This is a genomic window from Maribacter luteocoastalis, from assembly GCF_048890225.1.
Classification (GTDB): domain Bacteria; phylum Bacteroidota; class Bacteroidia; order Flavobacteriales; family Flavobacteriaceae; genus Maribacter; species Maribacter luteocoastalis.
Genome location: NZ_JBMFZG010000002.1, coordinates 497,165 through 516,297 on the forward strand (window position 1 = coordinate 497,165; position 19,133 = coordinate 516,297).

Sequence of the window (19,133 nt, forward strand, 5' to 3'; positions counted from 1 at the left end):
ACTCACCTATTTCCATAATATATTTTCACCCTTACGGGCGACGACGAATTGGGGTAAAAGAACATAACGGGGCGTAGGCCCAGTCAATGGAAGTAATATGTTTTTCGTTCTTCATACTGGTTCAAATGTACAAATTAATCTGAAATCTCATAGTTTGAAGCTAGATTTTTACGAAATAACACTTTTTTACCACTACGTGTTAAAATTTCGTAGAGTAAAAAGCCATATACCAAAACATATTCAATAACCAGTACCCAAAGATTCTCTGTATAACTGGTATTTGAATAGGCGAAATAGCTAAGAATTACCACTGCAGACCATAAGAGAGCATATCTATATGGGGTTAAAATGGAAAGCATCACCAAGAATACAAGGTACCAAGGATGTACGGTTGGTGCTATAAAATAGTAAAGTGTTAATATCCAAAGCATTGAATTGATTAAATCTGAGAGCTTAAAATTACTTTTAAAGAAAGTATACGACAATACGATTATGATGGTAGTAATTTGGGTTATTTTTCCATAGGTTTTAATTAGTTCCCAAGGTTTACTATCAAACGTAATGGCAATTTGTTTAATAACATTGTACAGTCCGGCATTAAACTCAAAATTTGAAAACCATAGGCCTACAGTCTTGGAATAATTGGTTATAAATTCTGGTGTATAGAACGGTATAAAGGTGAGGAGGCAAGTTATACCAACAACCATGTAAAAAAGGATGCTTTTCTTCCATCCTAAATGTTTTAAAAACAAGGGAAGAAAAAGTAAAGGAATTAGCTTTATTGAAATGGAAATACCATAGACAATCCCAGCTAGTTTCCATTTATTGGATCCAATCAAGTACAGGCCCCAAATGAAAAAGAAAAGCATTACACCTTCAAAGTGAAGGTTGCCTGTAAGTTCAATAATTATTAAAGGATTTAGAAAGTACCAGAAAATAAGATGTGGCGATAAATTAAGCTGCTTTAATAACTTACGGCCGAAATAAAATATTCCAATATCAGCAAGTATAACAATACCGCGTATAACGATAATATTGCCTAGAATAGTTTTCCCGCCAAATACTGTGGCAAGGCCAAATAGAATTTGGTTTAATGGTGGGTAATTACTGTAATGTTTGGCACTAAGTGTGCCCATACCGTTATAAAGTTCGTGTGCGTTTGCTATGACTAGGTTCGATTGTTCAATCAGTATTTCTGGTAGTTCTACATATGGATTTATGAAATTGCTAACCAATTCCCCATCCCAGATAAATCTATAAAAATCTTGGGAGAGATTTGGCTCTGCAAAAAGAAACACTAACCTAAAGAGTATTCCTGTGGCCAATAGAAATTTAAAATTCCATTTTTCAAACTGTATTAACTTAAAGCACAAAAAGAAAAGTGCGGCAAATAAAGTAATTAGTTTAATGAAATCTGTACGATCTAGATGATAGGCAAACGTATAATAAAAAATAAGCATTAATAAAGCGAGTACCAGAGGTACCTTATGAAGCTTTAAAAACGTTGACAATGTATTGGGCATGTATGTTTTAACAATAAAAGCATACTAATTTAAGTCATTTTTGCGAGTGCGGTAAGAATAAGCGAAGTACTACCGTGCACTTGTCTTTAGTTTTTTAATTAATTGTGCAAAAACATAAGAATGCACGCATAGATATCCTTATGTTTTTGCATTGTGCTTTAATGGCTACACAAAAGAGATGCCATATCTGCCGCAAATTTCACCTACCTTTTGTAAATCTGGTGGCCCTGCAGGCAACTCGGCTATTTCGTTAAACATGAGTTCTATGCCAGCGGGAAAAGCAGAGGTGATCATTTTTGCTTTTTCAGTACCTACTACCTTCCATGAATGGGGAATGTTCTTAGGTGCAAAAGCTACATCCCCAGCAGATAGAATATTGGTTTTCCCATCTACCATAATTTCAACGGTACCTTTGATAATTCTGAAAATCTCATCCTCTTTCGTGTGAATGTGGGGAGGAATACCTGCACCTGGTTCTACATCATCTACCCATTCCATAATTTGGTTTCCTGTTTCACTGCCCAAAATTTTGTGGGTTTGTATGTCTCCAATTACATTTAATACCTTACCCTCATCATTTTTAATGATCTTGGGATCTATATCATCCTCTAATATTTTACTGGTAGGCAGTTTACTGTTAATGATTTGCGGTGCTAAAAGGGACATGCCCAATCCCAATCCTGTGGCTTTAATAAATTTTTTTCTGTCCATATCTTAAGTTTTAAAGCAAGTTAAAGGCATTTTGGTATTCAAATCCTATGAAAAACGCTGTAAAACCTTTGATTTTTGGACAATTTATTAAGCTCTGTGCATAGATGGTGTAAAACCTGTATGTTGCTTGTAAAAATAACTGAAGTAATCTGGTGAGGAAAAACCTAGTTCGAACCCTATTTCTTTAATGCTTTTATCTGTAAACTTAAGGTGGTGGCGCGCTCTCATAATACGCTGTTCCGTGATAAGGCTTTTGGCAGTGGTGCCTAGGGTCTCCTTGACACATTCATTTAAATATTTTGCACTAACGTGAAGTATTTTGGCATATTCTTCCACTTCATGAAGTTCACAAACATGTTTGTCCATTAATTTTTTATATTGATAGACAATGGCCTTTTTGCTGCTGTTTTCAGAGATGATAGATTTTATATTGCATTGGCCATCACCGTACACGAAAAAGGTGTTCAATAAAGAGATAATGGCATCCTCTTTATGGTTTAGGTGAGAATCTACCAATTCATCTAGCATTTCAAGAATGCTTAATACACGTTTTTCTATGCCAGGGGCCAAATTAATTTTTGGAATCTCCTACCCAGAGAACAATCGAACCTCATTGATATGAAGTTTGCTCAACACCGGATTGTTCAAAATTTCTGGAGTTAAATATAGTATGTATCCACTCGGCGCCTGTATATCTTCATTTATAATTTCCCAATAATGCTTAGGGTGTAAAAAATAGATAGAATTTGCCGCGTTCCTAAAGATGTTATCGTCAATTTGGATGGAGGCTATCCCATCCCCTAAAAGACACACGGTAAAACAATCTTCATGCTTTTTTTGGGTCTTTTTATTTAAAATTGGATCTACTGTGATAATCGAATTCTCCATATTCGCAATTTAAGCTATTTTCTTAAAAACCTAATTATATCAACCTTTTCTATAAAATACTTCAATTTAGATTTTGAAATTTGGATGCTTACTATAATATATTGATATTTCTATCTCATTGAAAATTAATAGATTATCTGGGTAGTGCGGAAAGTTAGATTCTGGTTTTAATAATGCATTGTGGGCAATTTGGTTTCGTGGTTTGTTGAAATATATTTTTTAGGGAAGTGAGTGCTTTGGAGCAAAGTGGCATAAGACTGCTTTAACTAGATACTCTATTATTTATACTTATACCATTTTATATCCATTCTGATTGATATTCTAAATCAATTGGCTGATAATTTATGTACTGAACAATTCTTGGTAAAGTCGAATGGTTAGGCCTACTTCCATGTGGTAAAGAATGATTCCAAATTATAAAGTCTCCGGCATTGGCAGATATTGGGTTTTCATTAAAGAAGTCCAGTAGATTTACGGATCGTGGGTCTACTTTTAATGTTTTTAACCAACTATCAATTAAGTTATGGAATCCGGGGATTACTGTAAAGGCCCCTTGGTTCTTTTTTGTATCGGTCAAGTATAATAAACCCTGCATTCCATAAGGAATAGGCTGTTTTAAACTAACATCCCAATGTAAATTTGGACCCTGAAATTTATAAGTGTTCGTTTCGGGAGGATTAAAGCTAACCCTATCCATACTAACCAATAATCTCTTATTGTCCCATAATTGTTCAAAGGCATTTCTAATCTTTTTTGAATATCTATTTTTATCAAGTATTTCAGAATGGAAAAGTTGAACCATTATTCCCTTTTTTAACGGATGGGAATTATACCACGTAGTCTTGTCATTTAAATTTACTCCAATTTTATTGCAAATGAAATCAACGGTATTCTCACAATCTTCTTTCGAAATAACATCTTTTAAAACTACATACCCTTCTTTATTCCAATGCTCCAAATCTTGCTCGCTAAAAACTTTTTCAACGGTTTTATCATCTTCATTTAATTCTCTATTAATAATTAAATTAAAATAGTTGATGGCGTTTTGGGAAAATTTTCCGTTTTGTTCAATCCAAGCCTCGAAATCATCAAAGTTTTTCGAAAAATTCATGAGATATTTTACTGTTGGTTCAATACCAATTCCTAAGGTATTGAAAACACCGTTTATGTATTTCCATTCAACATTCTGAAGTTCCTTTTTGGAATACTTTAAACCGTGATAATAGTCCCAAATTTCTTTTAAGAAATATATTCCAATTTTTCCTTCAGCTTTCATTAGTGTAAGATTCTATTAGGTACTAGTAGTTATGTAAATAGTGACCTTTTAAAGGTTTTAAGGGAATATAATAAAATCGTACGATGAAAATCTACAAAAAATACGATATAGGTAAAAGAGGCTACCATTAACAAAATACCAAGGCTTTTCGGTATAAATTCTGTCTTGAGGACCGAATAGCCAAGTGTAAGGATGTGAAGGGCAAAAAATAGGTACCCTAAGAGTTTTATGGATGCGTAGTCGTAAACATCGATAATTTGAAATGCCAGGGCAATCAATCCAATTATCAACGTAAGAGCATAAAGTAACCTGAGAACTGCCGTAAGCAACGCAAGATTTTTGTTAGCTGTTTTAAGTACTATATAAAGTGCGAGGCCAATAATAGAATCAAGGACAAGTACAATTAGATAACCAACAATAGCAAAACCTAATTGCTGCCCACTAGCCTCAATATCTCTGGCTAAAGCTGTTGTATCTCCAGGGACTATGAAATTGGATAGAATAAAATCATCAACTAAGGTTACGAATAAAATCGAGGTTATAAATGCAATCCCTATGGTCATAGCGGCTTTACTGGCTGAAAGGTTAGTGATGAAATTTTTCATATTGGTTTCTGTTCTTTAATTAGATTATTTCATTGCTATACCAAACTGATTACCATTATGAAGCCTTTATTCAGGACGGGTCAAATTTCTTGTGGCTTGAGGCTTTGCTAACCAAAGTATAGCATCCTAGGTCAGCAGCAGCTGAGGTTACTTAAGTATACATGACATGTATTAAGTTGTCTCCTTAATTGCTTGATACCGTTGAATCAATTTAATTATGGGTTCAATACTGGCTTTGTCCACATAGTCAAATCCTTCCCGCTCTTCTTTACTGGCTTGGGGATCAGGATTTAGAAGTGCCCCGATTCTCATAATTTGCCTTAGTGTCCAATTAAGTTTAGTTGGATCCATTCTGCCACGAAGCACCACATGATCCATTTTTGACAACAAGGTTTCCGGTAGGGAAGCAGCGATCCACCGATTGAGTTTAGCCCCAGCCCCCGCTCCGGAAACTGTAAAAAGGATTTTTGACCTATCCATAAGGTCCACCAAATTCGCTTTCACCCATTTTCGGATTATTAACCTGTAAAATATTAACGCGCTACCTAGGATCAAAAAGTCGTACTTTGAGGGATCCTCGTTGGAGTCTTTAATATCAAATACTGGTAAACCGGTCGCTTCACCGATCCAATGGGCATATTGTGCTGTGCTGCCATACTTGCTTGAGAAGAATATTGCACCTTTCATAAAACATATTGTTTAGCTGTTTAACATCATTCGTTTCTATTATACTTTATATAATCCATTCCGTTTAGCCATGCCGCACTTTTTCTAATTACTGGACCAATCATGTAGCATTGGCAGCTATTGTCTCAGGATATTTCCTTTGAGAGATTGACGAATATTTCTATCCATGTTTTTTTGCCCACTCCTTTCTTTTCTCCTAAACGGACAATAATCAATCGTCTTTTAGGGTGCACATATAGGTACTGCCCATGATGGCCCGATGCCAGATAATCTCCATTTTCTTTCGATACCAGCTGCCATTGATATTGATAATTCCAAGCACTTCCTTCTGTAGAATCTATTTTAGTGGATTGTTCTACCCAATGCCTAGGTACAAGCTGTTCTCCATTCCAATTGCCCTTATGCAGGTAAAGTCGTCCGAATTTGGCAAAATCCCTTGCGGTTGCCCCTAAACAACAAAATACTTTTTCCAAGCCATGATCTGCACGATCCAAGCTCCACAGACCGCTATATTCCATTCCAAGAGGCTCCCATATTTTATCCTGCATATATTCTGTTATCGTTTGGGTCTTTAATGCCCTTTCTAGAATTAAACCTAGTAGCTGTGATTCTCCACTATTATATTGGAACCTTGAACCGGGTTTCTCCTTCAATCGTAACTTAAAAAGCCTCTTTTTTAGATTTTTTCCGTAATAGAATCTGGGAAGATTGGAAAACGGAGTGTCAGTTTCGGTATACGCCATTCCAGAAGTCATTTGTAGTAAATGCTCAATAGTTACCCTTTTAAAACCATTTTTTTTCAATTCCGGCACAAAATCCGTGACAGACTGTTCAACAGATTTTATGTAGCCGTCTTCAATGGCACAACCGATCAATATGGAAAAGAAGGATTTTGACATGGAAAATGATAGTAAAATGGAAGACTCGTTATACCCGTTATAATAGTTCTCCATAATCAAGGTGTCTTTCTTGATTATCAAAAAGGCGGCTGTTTTGTTGGATTCTAAAAACCCATCAAGAGGTATATTTATTTTGTCGCTATAATTGATTCTTTTTGGAACTCTAGTAGCATCCAAACCATTGGTAAAATGGTACGTAGATTCACTTGCGATTAATTCTCTATTTGGAAATAGCTTATGGTCTGTTACACTGGAAAAATTATGATAGACAATTTCAGTAGCTGTACAGCAAGATAATAACAGCATGATTGCCAAGTATGGCCATAATCTACTTCTTACTCTAAAGCAGTTCTTGCAAATCATTTATTATTTTAAAACATCTAAATTGATCTGAAACAATGTACTGGTATATTTTTCCATTTAATATGATATAGGTCATCTCAAAATATAACTTCTTTCGCTTGAAATGGTTTGTTTACCAGTTCATTAGGTCAATATTTTTTGCCTTATCCTGAATTTTATTACTGCCTACGGATATTATTTTAAACGCCTATAGCGTATTCCTATACCACTAGAGATCTAAGGGAAGTTATTTTTTAGAGAGACATGTATGGGTATCTAAAAATAGGGGATGGGAAGAAAAAATGATTTTTTACTTCAAAAGAATCCATAGTTTATCAGGGTTTTCGATTATCCGAAAATTTTGATTTTATCTCATTTAAAAGCAATTTTTATGGGACTTTGCTATTCCTGATGAATATTCTGAATTGAACAAGTTAATAAAACAGATTAAGATAACTGATGGGCCAAAAATGATTGTATATGTCCGTAACTGTTTAGTTCACTCAAATTCTAAGAAAAGACAGGATATTTTTAACCTTAGTCCAATGGTTAGAGCTGAGGTCGTTTTTCTAGCTAATTGGTATATCGAACTTTCACTTCTTAAAATTTTAAAATATAATGGCAAATTGCCGTAGAACTATTGGTAACGAATATGTTCCTTGGGCTAACAAAGAAAATACAATAAACTAGCATTACAAACACCATATAGAAATAAAAACAAAAAAGACTTAAAAAGCTAATAATAAGCTAATTAAGTTTTTGTTAAGTGATCGCGAGAGGAGTGCATATCCTTACAGCACTCCGTGCTGAGAACCAAAAAAGGAACAATCACGCTAGACTTCAATAAAAAAGCGAGCTACTTTATTGAAGCCCGCTTATATTCCACTATTTTGTGGTTCATTCGTGATCGCGAGAGGATTGGCTTCACCTTTCCAATAACGCTCCGCGTTGAAAATCAACAAAAGGAAAACTTCACACTCCTAAAAAACAAAAGCAAGCTATGTTTTTTAGCTTGCTTCGTTTTCAATATTTTATTGATTTATTCGTGATCGCGAGAGGATTGGCTTCACCTTTCCAATAACGCTCCGCGTTGAAAATCAACAAAAGGAAAACTTCACACTCCTAAAAAACAAAAGCAAGCTATGTTTTTTAGCTTGCTTCGTTTTCAATATTTTATTGATTTATTCGTGATCGCGAGAGGATTGGCTTCACCTTTCCAATAACGCTCCGCGTTGAAAATCAACAAAAGGAAAACTCCACACTCCTAAAAAACAAAAGCAAGCTATGTTTTTTAGCTTGCTTCGTTTTCAATATTTTATTGATTTATTCGTGATCGCGAGAGGATTCGAACCTCTGACCGTCTGCTTAGAAGGCAGATGCTCTATCCAGCTGAGCTACGCGACCATTTTGCATTTAAAAAAGAACGTTTTTTTAAATGTGGGTGCAAACTTAGTAAAAAATACAAAGTTGTAAAACCAAAATGCATTAAAAGATACAAATATCTTTAGGTATTTGGTTCAATTCTGGTTTGACTGCTATCATACTGGTCAAAATTCTCATAAAGTTGGTCTAAAACTTCATAAAAAATTTCAAAAGAGGCATCGGGAATTCCCTTTGTACTGGCTTTTCTTAAATCTTGTATAAAAGGCATTACCTTGTCCATTAAGGCTTTTCCATTTTCGGTCATTATTAACTTATAACGCTTTTGATCGTCCCTGAATCTAGATTTCTTCAAGTAGCCTTTTTTGCATAACCCACTAATGACCCTAGAAGTGGTAGCACGGTTTCTAAAGTTAGATTTGGCAATATCTGCCTGTGAGGCATCCTTACCCTCAAGGTGAACCCGTTGTAATATTACCCATTGCTCAATGGTAAGGTCAATATCGTTCTCAGCAAAAACTTGTAAAAATGTACTCTGTACCTTCTTTAATGTTCGGTCTATATATACACCAAATCCCTCCGTCCTGTCCATAACTTAAATAGTTCTCCCCAAAAATAAGGGAGATAATCGTTAAAATTGTTGTTAATGCAACAAAGTACAAAAAATTGAGTATATTTACACTAAATATTACCTAGGATTTTAATTGTTGAAATAGATGGGCTTACCTTTTAAACAATACATACTTGAAGATAGCACCTATAAAGGTGGTGGCAAGAAAATAACTATGCCTAATGGTATTGAGGTACACAAACTTTCTTCTAATGAAAATCCGTTGGGTTATTCACCAAGAGTTAAAATGGCATTAGCAGCAGCATTAAACGATTTAAGTCAATATCCAGATAATACAGACATTCGTTTAAGGGAGGCTTTAGTTAAGGATTTTGATGCTATGTTGACAATAGATCATTTTATAACGGCCAACAGTGGCTCTGAAATTATAGATATTATTTCCAAGGCTTTTTTAAACGATGGTGATGAGGTTATAGTAAGTCAGCCTTGTTTTTTACCATATTCAGCCTTTACCAGATGGATGGGTGCCAAAGCCATCAACGTTCCTATGACCATAGATTATGACTATGATTTGGAAGGTATTCTTAATGCCATTGGCAATGAAACTAAAATTATTTTTTTAGCATCGCCCAATAATCCCTCCGGAAATTATATTCCACGCAAAGATTTACAATGGTTCTTGGAACAAGTACCAGAAAATGTGATTGTAGTTTTGGATGAAGTGTATCGTCATTTTGCCGAAGCGGAGGATTATACCTCTGGCCTTTCTTTTATCCTAGAGGGGAAAAATGTTATTGCTATTAACAGTTTTTCAAAAACCTACGGTTTGGCTGGCTTAAGAGTAGGGTATTGCTATGCCCCATTACATATCAGTAATTACATTAGAAAAATTTGTAAACCTTTTCTTTTGTCAACATTAGCGTTGGAAGGTGCTATTGCCGCCTTGGAGGATACCTATTTTGTTGACCAAACTGTACAATTGATTAAAACGGAACGTAAATATGTATTGCATGGTTTAGATGCCCTGGGCATAAAATATTGGCCCACACAGGGTAATTTTGTATTGATAGATCCACCAGTGCCAGATGCAGAATTTGTACTTTTCCTAGAACAACGCGGTATCATGGTTAGATCGGTAGGTAATTTTGGAGCTTTAGGTAAAGTGCGTATTTCTTTTGGTACCAGAGCTGCAAATAAGGCTTTGTTGTTATCCTTGGAAGCACTTTTAAAAAGTATGGCAATAAGCGTATAGATTCTATTTTTTTAATACAAATGTTGCATTAACAACAATTATATAATTTTAATAATAAAAAGTATGTCAACTTCAACAGTAATTGCAGAAACACAACGGGAAACAGCCGATTTCATGCCTATCAATGGGACGGATTACTTAGAACTATATGTGAGCAACTCTAAACAAGCGGCGCATTATTACAAAACTGCCTTTGGTTTTAGGTCTTTGGCTTACAAAGGCTTGGAAACTGGAAGTCGGGAATTTGAATCTTATGTAGTAGCCCAGGATAAAATAAGATTGGTACTGACCTCCCCATTAAAAAGTGGAACGCAAGTAGGCAAGCACATAGATAAGCATGGTGACGGTGTTAAGGTAACTGCACTCTGGGTAGATGATGCCACCTATGCCTATGAGGAGGCCGTAAAGCGTGGTGCTCAACCCTTTATGAAACCAACATTAGAGGAAGATGACAATGGTAAAGTTGTACGTTCTGGAATTCACACGTATGGTGAGGTAGTACACATTTTTGTAGAACGTAAAGATTATAATGGTGTCTTTTTACCGGGATATAAAGAGTGGGAATCGGACTATAAGCCTGTATCTACAGGGTTAAAATTTGTTGACCATATGGTAGGGAATGTCAATGAGGGAAAAATGAACTATTGGGTAGATTTTTACGAAAAGGTAATGGGTTTTAAACAAATTATGTCTTTTGATGATAAAGATATAAGCACAGAATTCACTGCATTAATGAGTAAGGTGATGAGCAACGGTAATGGTCGTATTAAATTCCCTATTAACGAACCGGCTCCGGGTAAGAAAAAGTCGCAAGTAGATGAATATTTGGAGTTCTATGAAGGGGAAGGCGTTCAGCATATTGCGGTTGCTACGGATAATATCGTAAAAACAGTGACCGATTTAAAGAACCGCGGTGTTGAGTTCTTGACTGTTCCTACGACCTATTACGATGTGCTAGCCGATAGGGTTGGCAAGATAGATGAGGATATAGATGCGTTACGCAAACTAGGTATCTTGGTAGATCGTGATGATGAGGGGTACCTATTGCAGATTTTTACTAAAACAGTACAGGCAAGACCAACCATGTTTTTTGAGATTATACAACGCAAGGGAGCAACATCATTTGGAAAGGGAAACTTTAAGGCCTTATTTGAAGCTATTGAACGCGAACAAGAACTTAGGGGAACTTTATAAATCGAGGAAGTAATCCAGTTAGGATTAGCGTAACTTTAGAAGTAACAACTTAAACTTTAGAGCATGCCTATTTATCACAAACAAGGAACTATACCTCAAAAACGGCACACCCAATTTAGGAAGTCTAATGGGGAATTATACTCAGAGCAGTTATTTGGGACCATAGGCTTTGATGGTATGTCATCTTTAATGTACCATTACAACAGGCCTACCATGGTAAAGGAGATTTTAAAGAGTACCGATGTTTCCCCAAAAATTGCCTTGGAAAAGAATATCCGTTCCCTAAAACTCATCAGTTTTAATACAGCTCCAAAAGATGATTTTTTAGAATCTAGGGAACCCTTATTGGTTAATGCCGATGTGCATATTGGGGTAGCGGCGCCTAGAAAATCGGTCACTACATATTTTTACAAGAATACCGATGCCGATGAAATGTTGTTCATTCATAAGGGTAGTGGTACCCTGAGGACCATTTTTGGACAAATACCCTTTGAGTATGGTGATTACCTTATAATACCAAGAGGCACTATTTATCAGATAGATTTTGATACGGAGGAAAATCGCATTTTTTATGCGGAATCCTTTTCACCTATTTACACCCCAAAACGCTACAGAAATTGGTTTGGACAATTATTGGAACATTCCCCATTTTGTGAGCGCGATTATAAATTGCCTCAGAACCTAGAAACGTTCATAGACATTGATGAACATTTGATCAAGGTGAAAAAACAAGGTGTTATTCACGAAATGGTTTATGTAGGCCACCCTTTTGATGTTGTTGGATGGGACGGTTATAATTTCCCATACGGATTTTCTATCCATAATTTTGAACCTATCACTGGTAGGGTTCATCAACCGCCACCAGTGCACCAGACATTTGAGACTTCGGCCTTTGTGATCTGTTCGTTCTGTCCACGTTTATATGATTATCACCCACAGTCCATTCCGGCACCTTACAACCACTCCAACATAGATTCTGATGAGGTGTTGTATTATGTAGATGGCGATTTTATGAGTAGGAACGGGGTGGCACCTGGTAATATATCCTTACATCCTGCAGGCATACCACATGGTCCGCACCCTGGTGCTGTAGAGCGTAGTATTGGCCAGAAAAGCTCTGAGGAATTGGCGGTGATGATAGATACGTTTAGACCACTTCAGGTAACCGAAAATGCTTTAAAAATAGATGATGGGGATTATTATAAATCTTGGTTAGATCATTAAATTATATAAATACATGACTAAATTACAGACTTGGGTAGAGGTACCCAGTACTTCAGATTTTACAATATATAATTTGCCTTTTGGTATTTTTTCAACTGATGGTAATTCGCCAAAAGCTGGTATTGCCATTGGGGAGCAGATATTGGATGTAGCGGCAGTGGCCCATTTAGGTTTGTTAGATGTGAGTGCTACCTATTTTGAACAAAGCACGTTGAATGCGTTTATAGCTCTTGGTAAAAAAACAACAAATAAGCTCCGTTTGGATGTGCAGCAATTGTTGATTGATGCTAGTTCACCCTTAAAAGACAAACCAGAAGTTTTTGTTTTACAACGAGAAGCTACCATGCATTTACCTGTTCAAATAGGCGATTATACAGATTTCTATAGCAGCATTGAACACGCTACCAATGTAGGTAAAATGTTCCGTGATCCAAAGAATGCCTTGTTGCCTAACTGGAAACATATTCCCGTAGGGTACCATGGTAGGGCTTCTTCTATCGTAATAAGCGGCACACCTATTCATAGACCAAAAGGGCAAGTGATGCCAAAGGATGCCACCACACCTATTTTTAGACCTTCGGCACGATTGGATTTTGAATTGGAAATGGGTTTTATTGTGGGCAATAACACGGATTTAGGAGCTAGTATCCCTGTTGATAAGGCTGATGATTATATTTTTGGTCTGGTACTTTTTAATGATTGGTCTGCCCGTGATATACAAAAATGGGAATATGTGCCCTTAGGTCCGTTTTTAGGAAAAAACTTTGCGTCTAGCATTTCACCCTGGGTTGTAACCGTGGAAGCTCTGGAACCTTTTAAGGTTAAGGGCCCATCGCAAGAGCCAAAAGTACTGCCGTATTTACAATATTCGGGTGAAAGGAACTATGATATTCATCTAGAAGTTGGGCTTATGCCGGAGGGTAGCGATGAAGAAATTGTGAGCAAATCCAATTTTAAATATATGTATTGGAACATGGCGCAGCAATTAACACACCATACAGTAAATGGTTGTAATGTGAACGTGGGTGATGTTATGGCTTCTGGGACAATCTCTGGGAAGGATGAAAGTTCATATGGTTCTATGTTGGAGATTTCTTGGGCAGGAAGTAAACCCGTAACCTTAAAAGATGGTACAACGCGTACCTTTATATCTGATAATGATACCGTAATTATGCGTGGTTTTGCGGAAAAAGAGGGTATCAGGGTTGGTTTTGGGGAGGTTTCTGGAAAAATATTACCGGCGAAATAAACAAACAAGATGACTAAAAAGATACTTACCATTGATCCTAAGACTATTTCCCAGCCAGAATTGCACGGGTATTTATTAACTGCAGTGGCGCCTAGACCTATTTGTTTTGCCAGTACAGTAGATAAAATGGGAAATGTAAACTTGAGTCCGTTTAGTTTTTTTAACGTGTTCAGCTCAAATCCGCCAGTACTTATATTTTCCCCATCACGCAGTGGTAGGGATGGGTCTTTGAAACACACCCATCAGAATATAGTTGAGGTGCCAGAAGTATCGATAAACATTGTGAACTATCCAATGGTAGAGCAGATGTCATTGGCAAGTACTGCATATGAAAAAGGGATAAACGAATTTGTGAAAGCTGGTTTTACCGAAGTTTCGAGTGAGAAAATAAAACCGCCAAGAGTAGCAGAGGCCCCTGTTTCTTTTGAATGTTCCGTAATGGAAATTATAGAATTGGCAAATACACCTGGTGCTGGAAATCTTATTTTGGCAAAAGTGGAACTCATGCACATAAATAATGAGTTCTTGGATGTTGAAGGTAAATTAGATACTCATAAACTGGACCTCGTAGGTCGTATGGGGGGAAGTTGGTATACCAGGTCTAGTGGTGACTCCCTTTTTGAAATTCCGAAACCCATACGTAATAAGGGTATAGGGGTGGACCAATTGCCACAAGGAGTTCAAAACAGTATTGTTCTTACTGGCAATAACTTGGGCCGGTTGGGAAATTTGGAACGGTTGCCGACACAAGAACAACTTCACAGAATTGCAGAAAATCCTGAAGTAAAACCATTGGTAGAGGTAGCGATGGATGTTCAAAAAATACATGCATTGGCAAAAAAATGGCTGGATAACGGTGAAGCCGAAAATGCGCTGGCACTTTTATATCTGTTGGAGTAACTTCTAACAACTATTTTCCAAATAGGTTAATCAATTCTTCATTTGAGCGAAGGTAATCTAGTGGTATTTCTAATTTTGTATCAGAAAATAAAATACCATGGCCATATTAGGAAGTATTATTAAGGGCATCATTGATGCATCAGAAGTTATAACAAGTGAAAGCAATCCAGTAGAAGAGCAACAAGAAGTCTTGCTGCAGCTATTGGAAACCGCCAAGGATACCCAATTTGGAAAAGAATATGATTTTTCAGGGATTCTGGAAAATGAAAATACCGCAGGGTCGTTTGCCAAGAATGTTCCCTACTTCGATTATAACCAAATCAATAAAAAATGGTGGCATAAATTACATGATGGCACATCAGATGTTACTTGGCCTGGCAATCCCGACTATTTTGCATTAAGTTCTGGAACAACGGGGAAAACCAGTAAACGTATCCCTGTAACCGATGCCATGGTACAATCTATTCGAGGTGCCGGTATTAAACAGGTGTTGGCACTGTCCAATTTTGATTTTTCTTCAGATTTTTTTGAAAAAGGGATATTAATGTTGGGGAGTTCTACAGATTTAGAGGAGCATAATGATCATTTAGAAGGTGAAATAAGTGGAATAAGTGCCAGCAATATCCCATCATGGTTTAGCGGTTATTATAAGCCTGGGAAGGAAATTGCTAAAATTGACGATTGGGATCAACGTGTCGCAAAAATAGTTGAGGAAGCACCCAATTGGGATATAGGTGCCTTAAGTGGTATTCCTTCATGGATAGAACTTATGTTGAAAGAAGTTATAAAGGGGCATGACCTAAATAATATACATGAAATTTGGCCCAATTTAACCGTGTATACTTCTGGGGGTGTAGCTTTTGGACCTTATGAAAAAAGTTTCAATTCCTTAATGGGCAAACCTGTTTCGGTGATAGATACGTATTTGGCCTCTGAAGGGTTTATGGCATTTCAAAACAGGCCAGAGACCGATGCTATGAAGCTGGTAACGGATAATGGTATCTATTTTGAATTTGTACCCTTTGAACCAGATTATATTTTGGAAGATGGTTCTTTGGCACAAGACGCACCATCACTTACTTTGGGTGAAGTAGAGAAAGGCGTTAACTATGTCTTGATTATAAGTACGGTAAGTGGAACATGGCGTTATCTAATAGGCGATACTATTGAGTTTACCGATGTGGAGCGTGCCGAGATTAAAATTACAGGACGCACAAAATTCTTCTTAAATACCGTTGGTTCGCAATTATCGGTAAATAAACTAGATGATGCATTGCAACAGGTAGAGAATGCATTTGATCTAGAGATACCAGAATATACCTTATGTGCAAAAAAATACGAGGATGGCTTTTACCATACATGGTATTTGGCCTCAGAAAGTACGGTGGATGTCAAGGAAATTGCTAAAAAACTTGATGAAGCCCTAAAAGATGCCAACAAAAATTATAAAGTGGCACGTTCAAAAGCCTTACAGGGTGTAAAAGTTTTTTTAGTGGAGCCAGATGTGTTCTATAATTGGAACGACAACAATAAAAAGAAAGGCGGTCAAGTAAAAATGGAAAGGGTAATGTGTGAAGAGAAATTTGCTGAATGGGAAGACTTTGTAGCCAAGCAAAATTAAATTTTCTCAAGCTTCTGAAATAGTATCACGTTCTTCTACCAATTTCATGATTTCCTCTGGTGATAGATAGAATTTTTTAATTCGATCAATATACTTTTCCGATAAGCCCGCTTTTTCCAATATAAACTCTTTTGTTGCCAAAATATACTTTTCCATACCATGTCTTACCGCAAATGCGTCCGCACGACGTTCTGCCTCCTTTATATAGCGTTTTGAGGCTAAATATTGAATTCCAAAACCAATAAGGTTGAGTCCGTTTCTATTTTGATAATCCATAATATGGCCTAATTCATGTCCTAACCAACCTATCATTATTTCGGCGGGTATATTCTTGGTATAATAGGTAGAATCCGCAATTTTTATCTGCTCACTTATCAATATTTTATACCTCCTATTTTTCTTACTATTAAAAACACTGGTAAATTCAGGTTGTGCCTGCATAGTAGATTTCTTAATATTAGGTTTAAACTTAAACTCAATAGGGGTATCTTTTAGCTCAGGATAATGGGATAATGCTACTAGGGCCTCATTTTCTATTTCTTTTGGTATAGTATGTTGTGCGCTTAAAGTCATGCAAATTATTATGGATATGATGTTTAATAGGTTCAAATAATTGGTATTTTGTTTATAGTAATGGACCAAAGAATTTTGATAATCCTTCCATAAATTTCTCAAACACAGACCTGTTCCTGTAGGCTACATACTCGAGCTGAATTTCTTTGGTACAGTGATCCCTAAAAAGTAGATTTATATCCTTTACTATAGTGGTGTCATAAATAATAATATTGGTTTCAAAATTGTGCTCAAAACTTCTGTAATCAAAATTACCTGAGCCTACAGATGCTAAATCCCCATCAATTATAATTACTTTGCTATGAGAAAAATCGGGTCGTAAATAAATTTTGACACCTGCCTCTAACAAAGCCTCAAAACTAGAGAACATACTATATTTGGCGATGAGCGAATCTGATTTTTTTGGTATCAATAAATTTACCTCAACTCCGCTTAGTGCGGCAATGCGCAATGCTTCTAGTACGGGTGCACCTGGTATAAAATAGGGATTGGCTATAGAGATACACTCTTTGGCTACATTGATCATGGCCAAATACTGCTGCATTATAGCTGGGTATTTGGAATCTGGTCCGCTAGAGATTACCTGTGCTATACTGTTTCCGTTGGCAGGGATCTTTGGAAAATAGGTGTCTTGTAATAATAATTCTTCTCCACTTGCGAAATGAAAATCTTTTACAAAAACCCTTTGTAAACTATTTACAATTGGGCCTTCCAATCTTAAATGTAAATCTTGCCAAAGCCCCAAATCAGAGATAGCCCTAATATATTTATCTGAAACGTTAAAACCTCCCGTAAAACCAATCTTACCATCCACTACCACAATTTTTCTATGGTTCCTGTAGTTTAGTGTAAATAAAAGATTCCCAAATTTAAATGGCATCGTTGCATAGGCCTTAACACCAATTTCTTTGAACCGTTTTACTACTTTTCCCCTTAAGGAATTACTGCCAAGGGCATCATATAATAATCGGATCTCAATACCTTCTTTTATCTTTTTTTCGAATAGTTCAAAAAAACGGTCCAATAGTTTACCTTCTTCCAATATAAAGTATTGCAGGTGTACAAAACTTTCAGCTTTATCTATTGCATCAAAAATGGCTTTAAAAGCTGTTTCACCATCGTTGAGAAGGGAAATTTCATTGCCATCATAAGGTGCAAAATAACTGTTTTTACGAATTAGGGAGGCTAGCTTGTTTTTGCGGTAATCATCAAATTTATGAACACTTTTATTACCTTCTTTTAATTCTTTATAGGTCTCAGAATATAATTTTCTTTTTTGCGTCTGGGCAAGTTTAAATAATTTAAATTTTCTCCTATTTACGCCAAACATATAATACAATAGAGGTCCTGCAAACGGTATAACAATTACGACCAAGGACCAACTTATCATTTTCGTTGCCCTAGAGCCATAAAATATAATATTTACAATACTCCAGAGTGTGGTAATTAAGTATGTTATCCAAAGTAAGGTGTTCATAAAATCATTTTTAGCTACACCAACAATATACTGTATTTAATTGTGCTATAATAGTGTTTACAGGTATACGGATAACCTTTGTGGGATATGGGTTAAAAGTATAAGGTCGATGCCAAGTAATTTATTTGTCAATGATGGTTCTAGGGTAAGTGGAAGTGGAACCTCCACAGTACAAAATCTTCTTCAATTAGTTGTGGGTGGATTCGCAAGGCGGCCTTATAGATGTGTTTTCAGGCGATGGTAAAAGGAAGATTAATCTAAAAAGAGAGCGCTATGTGCGCTCTCTTTTTCAATTTAGGGGAACCTACTTAATATTAATTATCGTCGGTGGCATCCTCAACGGCATCCTCTACTTCTTCAGCACCTTCTTCAATACCGTCTCCAACCTCTTCTATTCCATCTTCAATTTTTTCCCCAGTCGATTTTTCTTCCCTACAACTCATTGCAAATACTACTGTCATTAGCGTAAATGCAAACATATATAGTGACTTTCTCATATTTTAAAATTTTTAAATGTTAGTATTAATTATTGTTCAGATTAAGGTACGTTTAGAATACTTTTTTGCCTCTAAGCAGTGAAATTATAAAGAGTACTATGAATAAGAAGAAAAGAATTTTTGCAATTCCTGCTGCTCCTGCAGCTATCCCTCCAAAACCTAAAACTCCGGCGATTAATGCTAATACTACAAATGTGATTGTCCAACGTAACATAATTTGATTGTTTTTAAGATTAAGTTGTCTAAAAGGGCGTTCCTTTCTTT

Annotated in this window: 19 protein-coding genes and 1 tRNA gene; 6 read left to right on the top strand and 14 right to left on the bottom strand. The window is 36.3% G+C overall.

Features of this window, described 5'->3' with window-relative positions; translation table 11 throughout:
* Window positions 1–134: 134 nt before the first annotated feature.
* The 10 genes from ACOCEA_RS06725 to ACOCEA_RS06770 all read right to left on the bottom strand — a co-directional run bounded on the left by ACOCEA_RS06725 (window position 135) and on the right by ACOCEA_RS06770 (window position 8,903).
* Window positions 135–1,523: an MptA/MptB family glycosyltransferase gene (locus ACOCEA_RS06725; protein WP_420755445.1), complete on the bottom strand. Its 1,389-nt coding sequence runs from the start codon at window positions 1,521–1,523 to the stop codon at window positions 135–137.
* Window positions 1,524–1,688: 165 nt separating this feature from the next.
* Window positions 1,689–2,234: a cupin domain-containing protein gene (locus ACOCEA_RS06730; RefSeq protein ID WP_420755446.1), complete on the bottom strand. Its 546-nt coding sequence runs from the start codon at window positions 2,232–2,234 to the stop codon at window positions 1,689–1,691.
* Window positions 2,235–2,321: 87 nt separating this feature from the next.
* Window positions 2,322–2,762, bottom strand: a complete 441-nt coding sequence (locus tag ACOCEA_RS06735; RefSeq protein ID WP_420755447.1) for a helix-turn-helix domain-containing protein — start codon at window positions 2,760–2,762, stop codon at window positions 2,322–2,324.
* Window positions 2,763–2,822: 60 nt separating this feature from the next.
* Window positions 2,823–3,122 carry a hypothetical protein gene (locus ACOCEA_RS06740; protein WP_420755448.1) on the bottom strand — a complete coding sequence of 100 codons (300 nt, stop codon included), beginning with the start codon at window positions 3,120–3,122 and terminating at the stop codon, window positions 2,823–2,825.
* Window positions 3,123–3,420: 298 nt separating this feature from the next.
* Entirely contained in the window at window positions 3,421–4,398 is a 978-nt protein-coding gene (locus ACOCEA_RS06745; protein WP_420755449.1) for a phytanoyl-CoA dioxygenase family protein, read from the bottom strand.
* Window positions 4,399–4,427: 29 nt separating this feature from the next.
* A complete protein-coding gene (locus ACOCEA_RS06750; protein ID WP_420755450.1) occupies window positions 4,428–5,003 on the bottom strand; it encodes a DUF4386 domain-containing protein in 576 nt (191 codons plus the stop codon).
* A 171-nt stretch (window positions 5,004–5,174) separates the two neighbouring features.
* Complete coding sequence (locus ACOCEA_RS06755) at window positions 5,175–5,690, bottom strand: flavodoxin domain-containing protein (protein WP_420755451.1); 516 nt, start codon at window positions 5,688–5,690, stop codon at window positions 5,175–5,177.
* A 125-nt stretch (window positions 5,691–5,815) separates the two neighbouring features.
* Window positions 5,816–6,895 (bottom strand): serine hydrolase domain-containing protein, encoded by a 1,080-nt coding sequence (locus ACOCEA_RS06760; RefSeq protein ID WP_420755452.1) that lies wholly within the window; start codon window positions 6,893–6,895, stop codon window positions 5,816–5,818.
* A gap of 1,366 nt (window positions 6,896–8,261) precedes the next feature.
* A tRNA-Arg gene (locus ACOCEA_RS06765) sits at window positions 8,262–8,335 on the bottom strand.
* A 100-nt stretch (window positions 8,336–8,435) separates the two neighbouring features.
* Window positions 8,436–8,903 (bottom strand): MarR family winged helix-turn-helix transcriptional regulator, encoded by a 468-nt coding sequence (locus ACOCEA_RS06770; RefSeq protein WP_420755453.1) that lies wholly within the window; start codon window positions 8,901–8,903, stop codon window positions 8,436–8,438.
* A 124-nt stretch (window positions 8,904–9,027) separates the two neighbouring features.
* On the opposite strand from ACOCEA_RS06770, the gene ACOCEA_RS06775 reads away from it, so the two are divergent.
* From ACOCEA_RS06775 to ACOCEA_RS06800, 6 genes are all read left to right on the top strand, one after another.
* On the top strand, window positions 9,028–10,134 hold the full coding sequence (locus ACOCEA_RS06775; RefSeq protein WP_420755454.1) for a pyridoxal phosphate-dependent aminotransferase: 1,107 nt from the start codon (window positions 9,028–9,030) through the stop codon (window positions 10,132–10,134).
* A 63-nt stretch (window positions 10,135–10,197) separates the two neighbouring features.
* On the top strand, window positions 10,198–11,328 hold the full coding sequence (hppD, locus tag ACOCEA_RS06780) for a 4-hydroxyphenylpyruvate dioxygenase (protein ID WP_420755455.1): 1,131 nt from the start codon (window positions 10,198–10,200) through the stop codon (window positions 11,326–11,328).
* A gap of 63 nt (window positions 11,329–11,391) precedes the next feature.
* A complete protein-coding gene (locus tag ACOCEA_RS06785) occupies window positions 11,392–12,552 on the top strand; it encodes a homogentisate 1,2-dioxygenase (protein ID WP_420755456.1) in 1,161 nt (386 codons plus the stop codon).
* Between the two features lie 13 nt (window positions 12,553–12,565).
* A complete protein-coding gene (gene fahA, locus ACOCEA_RS06790) occupies window positions 12,566–13,801 on the top strand; it encodes a fumarylacetoacetase (RefSeq protein ID WP_420755457.1) in 1,236 nt (411 codons plus the stop codon).
* A 9-nt stretch (window positions 13,802–13,810) separates the two neighbouring features.
* The gene (locus ACOCEA_RS06795; protein WP_420755458.1) at window positions 13,811–14,701 is read left to right on the top strand and encodes a flavin reductase family protein; all 891 of its coding nucleotides are present in this window, start codon (window positions 13,811–13,813) and stop codon (window positions 14,699–14,701) included.
* A gap of 97 nt (window positions 14,702–14,798) precedes the next feature.
* Complete coding sequence (locus tag ACOCEA_RS06800) at window positions 14,799–16,322, top strand: GH3 family acyl-acid amido synthetase (RefSeq protein ID WP_420755459.1); 1,524 nt, start codon at window positions 14,799–14,801, stop codon at window positions 16,320–16,322.
* 6 nt (window positions 16,323–16,328) lie between these two features.
* On the opposite strand, the gene ACOCEA_RS06805 is transcribed toward ACOCEA_RS06800, so the two are convergent.
* The 4 genes from ACOCEA_RS06805 to ACOCEA_RS06820 all read right to left on the bottom strand — a co-directional run bounded on the left by ACOCEA_RS06805 (window position 16,329) and on the right by ACOCEA_RS06820 (window position 19,083).
* Window positions 16,329–16,895 carry a M48 family metalloprotease gene (locus ACOCEA_RS06805; protein WP_420755460.1) on the bottom strand — a complete coding sequence of 189 codons (567 nt, stop codon included), beginning with the start codon at window positions 16,893–16,895 and terminating at the stop codon, window positions 16,329–16,331.
* 52 nt (window positions 16,896–16,947) lie between these two features.
* Window positions 16,948–18,372: a cardiolipin synthase gene (cls, locus tag ACOCEA_RS06810; protein WP_420755461.1), complete on the bottom strand. Its 1,425-nt coding sequence runs from the start codon at window positions 18,370–18,372 to the stop codon at window positions 16,948–16,950.
* Between the two features lie 314 nt (window positions 18,373–18,686).
* Complete coding sequence (locus tag ACOCEA_RS06815) at window positions 18,687–18,869, bottom strand: hypothetical protein (protein WP_420755462.1); 183 nt, start codon at window positions 18,867–18,869, stop codon at window positions 18,687–18,689.
* Window positions 18,870–18,921: 52 nt separating this feature from the next.
* Window positions 18,922–19,083: a DUF1328 domain-containing protein gene (locus ACOCEA_RS06820; RefSeq protein ID WP_420755463.1), complete on the bottom strand. Its 162-nt coding sequence runs from the start codon at window positions 19,081–19,083 to the stop codon at window positions 18,922–18,924.
* Between the last annotated feature and the right edge of the window lie 50 nt (window positions 19,084–19,133).

Excerpts from the sequence above, each read along its gene's own strand:
- ACOCEA_RS06725 (WP_420755445.1), bottom strand. The coding sequence starts at position 1,523 with ATGCCCAATACATTGTCAACGTTTTTAAAGCTTCATAAGGTACCTCTG.
- ACOCEA_RS06730 (WP_420755446.1), bottom strand. The coding sequence starts at position 2,234 with ATGGACAGAAAAAAATTTATTAAAGCCACAGGATTGGGATTGGGCATG.
- ACOCEA_RS06735 (WP_420755447.1), bottom strand. The coding sequence starts at position 2,762 with ATGCTAGATGAATTGGTAGATTCTCACCTAAACCATAAAGAGGATGCC.
- ACOCEA_RS06740 (WP_420755448.1), bottom strand. The coding sequence starts at position 3,122 with ATGGAGAATTCGATTATCACAGTAGATCCAATTTTAAATAAAAAGACC.
- ACOCEA_RS06745 (WP_420755449.1), bottom strand. The coding sequence starts at position 4,398 with ATGAAAGCTGAAGGAAAAATTGGAATATATTTCTTAAAAGAAATTTGG.
- ACOCEA_RS06750 (WP_420755450.1), bottom strand. The coding sequence starts at position 5,003 with ATGAAAAATTTCATCACTAACCTTTCAGCCAGTAAAGCCGCTATGACC.
- ACOCEA_RS06755 (WP_420755451.1), bottom strand. The coding sequence starts at position 5,690 with ATGAAAGGTGCAATATTCTTCTCAAGCAAGTATGGCAGCACAGCACAA.
- ACOCEA_RS06760 (WP_420755452.1), bottom strand. The coding sequence starts at position 6,895 with ATGCTGTTATTATCTTGCTGTACAGCTACTGAAATTGTCTATCATAAT.
- ACOCEA_RS06770 (WP_420755453.1), bottom strand. The coding sequence starts at position 8,903 with ATGGACAGGACGGAGGGATTTGGTGTATATATAGACCGAACATTAAAG.
- ACOCEA_RS06775 (WP_420755454.1), top strand. The coding sequence starts at position 9,028 with ATGGGCTTACCTTTTAAACAATACATACTTGAAGATAGCACCTATAAA.
- hppD (WP_420755455.1), top strand. The coding sequence starts at position 10,198 with ATGTCAACTTCAACAGTAATTGCAGAAACACAACGGGAAACAGCCGAT.
- ACOCEA_RS06785 (WP_420755456.1), top strand. The coding sequence starts at position 11,392 with ATGCCTATTTATCACAAACAAGGAACTATACCTCAAAAACGGCACACC.
- fahA (WP_420755457.1), top strand. The coding sequence starts at position 12,566 with ATGACTAAATTACAGACTTGGGTAGAGGTACCCAGTACTTCAGATTTT.
- ACOCEA_RS06795 (WP_420755458.1), top strand. The coding sequence starts at position 13,811 with ATGACTAAAAAGATACTTACCATTGATCCTAAGACTATTTCCCAGCCA.
- ACOCEA_RS06800 (WP_420755459.1), top strand. The coding sequence starts at position 14,799 with ATGGCCATATTAGGAAGTATTATTAAGGGCATCATTGATGCATCAGAA.
- ACOCEA_RS06805 (WP_420755460.1), bottom strand. The coding sequence starts at position 16,895 with ATGACTTTAAGCGCACAACATACTATACCAAAAGAAATAGAAAATGAG.
- cls (WP_420755461.1), bottom strand. The coding sequence starts at position 18,372 with ATGAACACCTTACTTTGGATAACATACTTAATTACCACACTCTGGAGT.
- ACOCEA_RS06815 (WP_420755462.1), bottom strand. The coding sequence starts at position 18,869 with ATGAGAAAGTCACTATATATGTTTGCATTTACGCTAATGACAGTAGTA.
- ACOCEA_RS06820 (WP_420755463.1), bottom strand. The coding sequence starts at position 19,083 with ATGTTACGTTGGACAATCACATTTGTAGTATTAGCATTAATCGCCGGA.